The sequence below is a fragment of the Myxococcota bacterium genome (genome assembly GCA_039030075.1).
Classification (GTDB): Bacteria; Myxococcota_A; UBA9160; order UBA9160; family SMWR01; genus JAHEJV01.
In genome coordinates this window covers 258,345-264,344 of the sequence record JBCCEW010000007.1, presented here as the reverse complement: position 1 = coordinate 264,344, position 6,000 = coordinate 258,345, and the positions used below count along the sequence as shown (strand labels likewise).

Genomic DNA, 6,000 nt, shown 5'->3' with positions numbered 1-6,000 from the left:
CTTTCGTTTGCCGCCGAATGGATACCGACTTCTTTTGATACTATCTCAGCGCTCAGTGATCTAGAGTTTGCCGTCAAAACGAGAACGATCGTTCGTCGTGGTGCCCGAGATCTTCTGGTAGATGTGCTGGGCACGCTGGCTGATGCAGTAGTGAACGCCGTCCTGGGTCTGGAAGACCTTCCCCGCGCCGGTGTAGATCTGGCGGGTGACGAGGAACGGGATCAACTGCTCCGCGAGGTAGTAGAAGTCGACATCGCGGTCGACCAGGTAGTTCTCGTGGCAGCCGTAGGAGTTCCCGACGAAGTCGGTGTTGTTCTTGAAGATCGAGAGCTTCCCAGCGATGCGCTCTTCGCGGATCTTCTCCTCGGCGTAGAGCTGAAGATCTTCGAGGATCCGTTCGCCGGCCTTGTCATAGACGATCAGCTGGCGCGGAGAAGCGCATTCGGGTGTGGCGTACTCGGGGTGGCAGCCCGTGTCCTGATAGAAGCGCGCGCCATTCTCGAGGAACACATTGAGAAAGTGCTCGGTGGTGATCAGCTTCTCGAATAAGAAGCGGATCGCCTTCTCCACCGGGAGCGTCTTCCGCCCCTCTGGGGTGAAGATGATCCCGTATTCGGTCTCGATCCCGTAGATGCGCTTCTGCACGACCCCGCCCGTCTTCTATGCCACCCGGATTCATTTCCGAGAATAGCCGGACCGCTGGTACCCCAGCGATCCCCAGGGGGCCTAACTGCTGAGGTGTCCTCTCAGCTCATCGGTGCTCAGCCTACGGAACTTTCGGCCGTTCCGCGCCTTTTCGAGCAGGCACACCTCGAGGTTCTCGGGCGGTACGCTTCCCTGCCCATCGGCTGCACGTTGAAGTGCGGCCTGACCCATCCGGAGCACCTCCCCAAGGGGAGCGTTCTGCTGGAAATTCGACTGGAGGTAGCTCGCCAGCTCCTCCTCCGACCCGCCGATCACGCAGAAGCCGCGGTGATCGCTGATGCTGCCATCGAACTGGATGCGATAGATCTCGTTGTCCTCGTGCCCGGAGAGCTCCGGGTCGCCGACCTCGGCCACGATCACCTCGACCTCGAGCGGCTTCAGCTCGCGCGTGAACACGTCGCCGATCGCCTGCGAGTAGGAGTTGGCCAGAGCGCGGGCGCGCACGTCGTCGCGGCTGTACTGGTAGCCCTTCATGTCGGCGTAGCGGACCCCGATCTTCCGAAGCTGATCGAACTCGCTGAACTTGCCGACGCCTGCGAAGGCGATCCGGTCGTAGATCTCGCCGATCTTCGAGAGGCTCGACTGGTTCTCGGCCATCACGGCGATGCCCGAGTCGTACTCGACGGTGATGCTGGACTTTCCGCGTCCGATGCCCTTCCGGGCGTACTCGGCCTTGTCCTGCATGACCTGTTCGGGAGAAACGTAGAAGGGCATGCTCATGACGCGGCGCCTCCGTGGTCGCTGGCGCGGCGCGCGATCATCTCTTCGTACACCTCGCGAATGTCCGTCTCGTCGGCCTGGCGGATGCCGGGCTGGGAGCAGAAGATCACCGTCGGGAAGATCCCGCGGAGCATGTCGATGCCGCCCGTCCCGCGGTCCTCGTCGGCCGCGTCCGTCAGCGCCTGCACCGCCATCTCGAGCGCCTCGCGTTCCGTGGCGCCCGGGTTGTGGGACTTCTTCAGCGACTCCCGCGCGTAGAGGCTGCCCGAGCCCGAGGACTCGAACTCGGCCTCTTCGTAGCGCCCGCCCGTTACGTCGAACTTCCACATGCGCCCGTGCTGGCGGCGCAGGTCGTAGCCCGCGAAGAGCGGCACCACCGCCAAGCCCTGCATGGCGGCAGGCAGATTCGCCCGGATCATCTGGGACAGCTTGTTGGCCTTGCCGTCGAGTTCGAGTGCTTGGCCCTCGATCTTCTCGTAGTGCTCGAGCTCGATGCGCATGATGCGCGCCATCTCGATGGCGGGTCCCGCTGCGCCAGCGATCGCGATCATCGAGTGATCGTCCGTGGCGTAGACCTTCTGGATGTCGCGGGACGCGACGCGTAGTCCTTCGGTCGCCAGGCGGTCGCCCGCGACGATGACGCCCTCGGAATACTTGAATGCGAGGACCGTGGTCCCGTGTGGGACGCTCAGCGGCTCGGCGCCAGCGTACCGACTCCAGTCGAAAGCCAGGTGCGGGTAGTCGACCTGCAGGAGCTCCGAAAAGCTCGCACCGTCGTAACTCGTCCCCGGTCCAATGACCGAGGATTCTCCCTGGCGACCCGAAGCAAAATTCGGGATCCGCACGATCGTTGCCCTCCCCCCCGGCGGAGCAGCGACTATTCGCCTCCGCGCTGGACGTAGTTCTTGACGAACTCTTCCGCGTTCTCTTCCAGGACCTCGTCGATCTCGTCGACGAGAGCGTCCATCTCATCCTTGAGCTTCTCGCCCTTCTTGGCGAGCTTCTGAGCTCCGTCACCCTTGCCGTCGCCTTCTTCTCCGCCGCCGCCCTTCTTGGGGGCCTGCTTCTGGCCACCCTCGGCAGCGCCGTAGATCGGCAACTTCGAGTCTTGATTGCGAAGGTCTTTGGTGATGCGCATGTTGGACTCCTTGTCCCAGAGCTTAGCGTCGGCTCAGGCGCGCAGATTCTTGACGAGATCCGCTGCCGTCGGTGAGTTCTCGAGGAGATCTTCGACGTGGGCCTGCGTGCCCTTCAGCGGTTCGGCCATCAGGATCCGCTTGATGGGCTCGCCATCGACGCCGAACGAGATCGAATCCCAGTTCACGCCGAACACGGCGCTCCCGTACTTCTTGAGGCACTCGCCTCGGAAGTAGGCCCGGGTGTCCGCGGGCGGCGTATGGATCGCCGCCACGATCTCCTCGTCGGTGACGACGCGCTCAGCGCGACCCTGACGCTCGAGAAGATAGTAGAGACCCTTCTCCGGCCGCAGATCGTGGTACTGGAGGTCGAGCATCTCGACCTGGGGCGCGCGCCAATCCAGCGACTTGCGCTCCATGAAGCTCTCGATCATCGCCTTCTTCATGACCCAATCGACCTTCTCGTGAAGCTCCATCGGGTCGCGTCGGAGGGCCTCGAGCGCCTCTTCCCACTTGGCGAGCACGTCCTTGGTCACCGGATCGAGGGACTGATTCGCGGTGTAGGCGAGCGCCATCTCGAGGTACTCGAACTGCACCTCGACCGCGCTCTTCTTCGAGCCATCCTCCATCTGCAGGGCCTTCTTGCAGGTGGGGTCGTGCGAGGCCTCCTTGATCGCGCGAACGGGGTCGCGCAAGGAGAGATCCTTGGTGATCGCGCCATCCTCGATCATCGCGAGCACCAGAGCCGTGGCCCCGTTGCGGAGATAGATCGTGTACTCGGAGAGATTGGCGTCGCCGACGATCACGTGGAGCCGGCGGTACTTCTCGCGGTCCGCGTGCGGTTCGTCGCGCGTGTTGATGATCGGTCGCTTGACCATCGTGTCGAGGGCGACTTCGGTCTCGAAGAAGTCGGCGCGCTGGGAGATCTGGTAGTCGACCGGGGTGCCGCGATTCTCCGAGCCGATCTTGCCGGCGCCGCAGTAGACCTGGCGGGTGGCGAAGAACGGCATCAGGCATTCGACGATCTGTTTGAAGGACGTGCGACGGTCCATCAAGTAGTTCTCGTGAGACCCGTAGCTGTTGCCCTTGCGGTCGCTGTTGTTCTTGTAGATCAACATCTGCGTGCCTTCCGGCAGCAGGGCGTTCGCTTCGCGGCGGCTGGCCTCCAGGATGCGCTCGCCGGCCTTCTCGTGGATCACGAGATCACGGACGTTCGTCACCTCGGGGCACGAGTACTCGGGGTGGGCGTGATCGACGTAGTAGCGCGCCCCGTTCACCAGAGTCTTGTTGCGCGCGATGTTCTCCTGCTGGTTCGGCGTGTACTTCTCGCCGTCCACCTGGAAACCACGCGCGTCCGCAAGCGGGTTTTCCTGGTCGTAGTCCCAGAGGATCTCACCTGCGTGGTCCTCTCGGTACGCGTTGACCAGGAGGACGCAGCTACTGATGGGATCGAAGTCGGGATCACCCTTGACGGTGATCCCGTACTCGACCTCGGTCCCCATCACCTTCGGAATGGCCATGCAGTCTCTTCAGTCTCCGCACCGGCGGTGCCTCGCGACGCTCCTAGAGATACTGGCCCGAGGTGATGTTTTCAATCGACTTCTCTTTCCGGGAGATGTTCGTCATGAGCGTGCGCACGTTGATGATGCGCTCACCCTTGCGCCCGGAAATCCGTGCCCAGTCATCCGGGTTCGTCGTGTTCGGGAGATCTTCGTTCTCCTTGAACTCGTCGTTCACGGACTCGATCAAGTCCTCCAGCGTGATGCCACGCTCGTTGTTCTCGATCGTGCGCTTCACTGCTCGCTTCTTGGCGCGAGAGACGATGTTCTCGATCATGGCGCCGCTCGAGAAGTCCTTGAAGTAGAAGATCTCGCGCTCGCCCTTGGCGTACGTGACCTCGAGGAACTTGTTCTCCTCGTTGGTCGTGTACATGCGCTCGATCGTGTCGGCGACCATGCCGTCGACCACCTTCGCCGGGTCGCTGCCGTAGCGCTCTTCCGCGCTGGTGTGGAAGGGCAGGTCCTGGGTCAGGTACTTCAGGAAGATCTCGCGCGCGGCGGCGGCGTCGGGTCGCTGGACCTTGATCTTCAGGTCCAGGCGTCCGGGCCGCAGCACGGCAGGATCGATGAGATCCTGGCGATTCGAGGCGCCGATCACGATCACGTTGTTCAGCGACTCGACACCGTCGATCTCGGACAGGAACTGGGCCACGACGGTGGCCTCCATGTCCGAAGACACGCCCGAGCCTCGCATCCGGAAGAGCGAGTCCATCTCGTCGAAGAAGATGACCACCGGGACGTCTTCGCTCGCCTTGTCGCGCGCCTTCTTGAAGACCTCTCGGAGCTTGTGCTCGGTCTCGCCGACGTACTTGTTCAGGAGCTCGGGCCCCTTCACGTTCAGGAAGTACGGCGTCGTCTCCTTGCCGGTTCGCTTCTCGATGCTCTTCGCCAGGCTATTCGCGACGGCCTTTGCGATCAGCGTCTTGCCGCAGCCAGGCGGTCCGTAGAGCAGGATGCCCTTCGGCGGCGAGAGCTGGTGCTCGGCGAACACGTCGGGATAGATGTAGGGCAGCTCGACCGAGTCCCGCAGGATCTCGATCTGATCGCCCAGGCCACCGATGTCCTCGTACGTGACGTCGGGGATCTCCTCGAGCACGACCTCTTCCACCGCAGACTTCGGGAGCTTCTCGAAGGCGTAGTGGGTGCGCGGGTCGTACAGCACGTTGTCGCCGACCTTCAGCGTTTCGCGGCGCAGCGGGTCGGAGAGCGTGATCACTCGTTCATCGTCGGTGTGCCCGAGCGCGATCACTCGGTTGTCGGCGATGAAGTCGACGATCGAAGCGATCTCGCCGCGCGCCACGAACCCGGCCGGCTCGACGACGTTGAACGCCTCGTTGAGCACGACCTGCTGGCCTTCGACGAACTGGAAAGGATCGACGTTGGGATGCACGTTGACGCGCATCTGTCGGCCGTCCACGTAGATCTCGGCGGTGCCGTCCTTGTTGGCGCGCGTGAAGATGCCGTAGTTGTTCGGCGGCGCGCAGAGCTTGTCGACTTCCTCTTTGAGGAGTTCGATCTGCTGCTTGGCTTCCTGAAGCACGCCAACGAGACGCTCGTTCTGCCGTTCTGCATCGGCGAACTGTTCGCGCGTCATGTGGTAGCGGCGACGCAGGGCCTCGTGCTCGGCGAGCACGCGATCCAAGCGGCGTCGGAACTCCGGAGAGTCGGCGCCGAATAAACGAAGTGCGTTGCGCAGGTCTTCGATTTCATCCCGCGATGCCCGCGGGGCTTCCGGGTCCGTACCCGCGTTGGCCTCGGACTCTTCCTCGGCACCCGGTGACGAGATGCGTCGCATTACATCGCGCACGAAGCCTTTGCGTCCGCTTCTCGGATCGAACTCGCTGCTCATGCCGTCTCCTCGTTCAGACACCCCACCCCTC

6 protein-coding genes are annotated in these 6,000 nt (G+C 62.9%); all 6 read right to left on the bottom strand.

Annotated elements, in window-relative coordinates; genetic code table 11:
* Nucleotides 1–60: 60 nt before the first annotated feature.
* The 6 genes from AAF430_10425 to arc all read right to left on the bottom strand — a co-directional run bounded on the left by AAF430_10425 (nucleotide 61) and on the right by arc (nucleotide 5,969).
* Nucleotides 61–645 carry a proteasome accessory factor PafA2 family protein gene (locus tag AAF430_10425; protein MEM7410637.1) on the bottom strand — a complete coding sequence of 195 codons (585 nt, stop codon included), beginning with the start codon at nucleotides 643–645 and terminating at the stop codon, nucleotides 61–63.
* Nucleotides 646–726: 81 nt separating this feature from the next.
* A complete protein-coding gene (prcA, locus tag AAF430_10420; protein MEM7410636.1) occupies nucleotides 727–1,425 on the bottom strand; it encodes a proteasome subunit alpha in 699 nt (232 codons plus the stop codon).
* The gene (gene prcB, locus AAF430_10415) at nucleotides 1,422–2,270 is read right to left on the bottom strand and encodes a proteasome subunit beta (GenBank protein MEM7410635.1); all 849 of its coding nucleotides are present in this window, start codon (nucleotides 2,268–2,270) and stop codon (nucleotides 1,422–1,424) included. Before prcB ends, prcA begins: the two co-directional genes overlap by 4 nt.
* 32 nt (nucleotides 2,271–2,302) lie before the next feature.
* On the bottom strand, nucleotides 2,303–2,518 hold the full coding sequence (locus AAF430_10410; protein MEM7410634.1) for a ubiquitin-like protein Pup: 216 nt from the start codon (nucleotides 2,516–2,518) through the stop codon (nucleotides 2,303–2,305).
* Between the two features lie 78 nt (nucleotides 2,519–2,596).
* Nucleotides 2,597–4,081, bottom strand: coding sequence for a depupylase/deamidase Dop (dop, locus tag AAF430_10405; protein ID MEM7410633.1), 1,485 nt, complete (start codon nucleotides 4,079–4,081; stop codon nucleotides 2,597–2,599).
* Between the two features lie 43 nt (nucleotides 4,082–4,124).
* On the bottom strand, nucleotides 4,125–5,969 hold the full coding sequence (gene arc, locus AAF430_10400; GenBank protein MEM7410632.1) for a proteasome ATPase: 1,845 nt from the start codon (nucleotides 5,967–5,969) through the stop codon (nucleotides 4,125–4,127).
* Nucleotides 5,970–6,000: the final 31 nt, after the last annotated feature.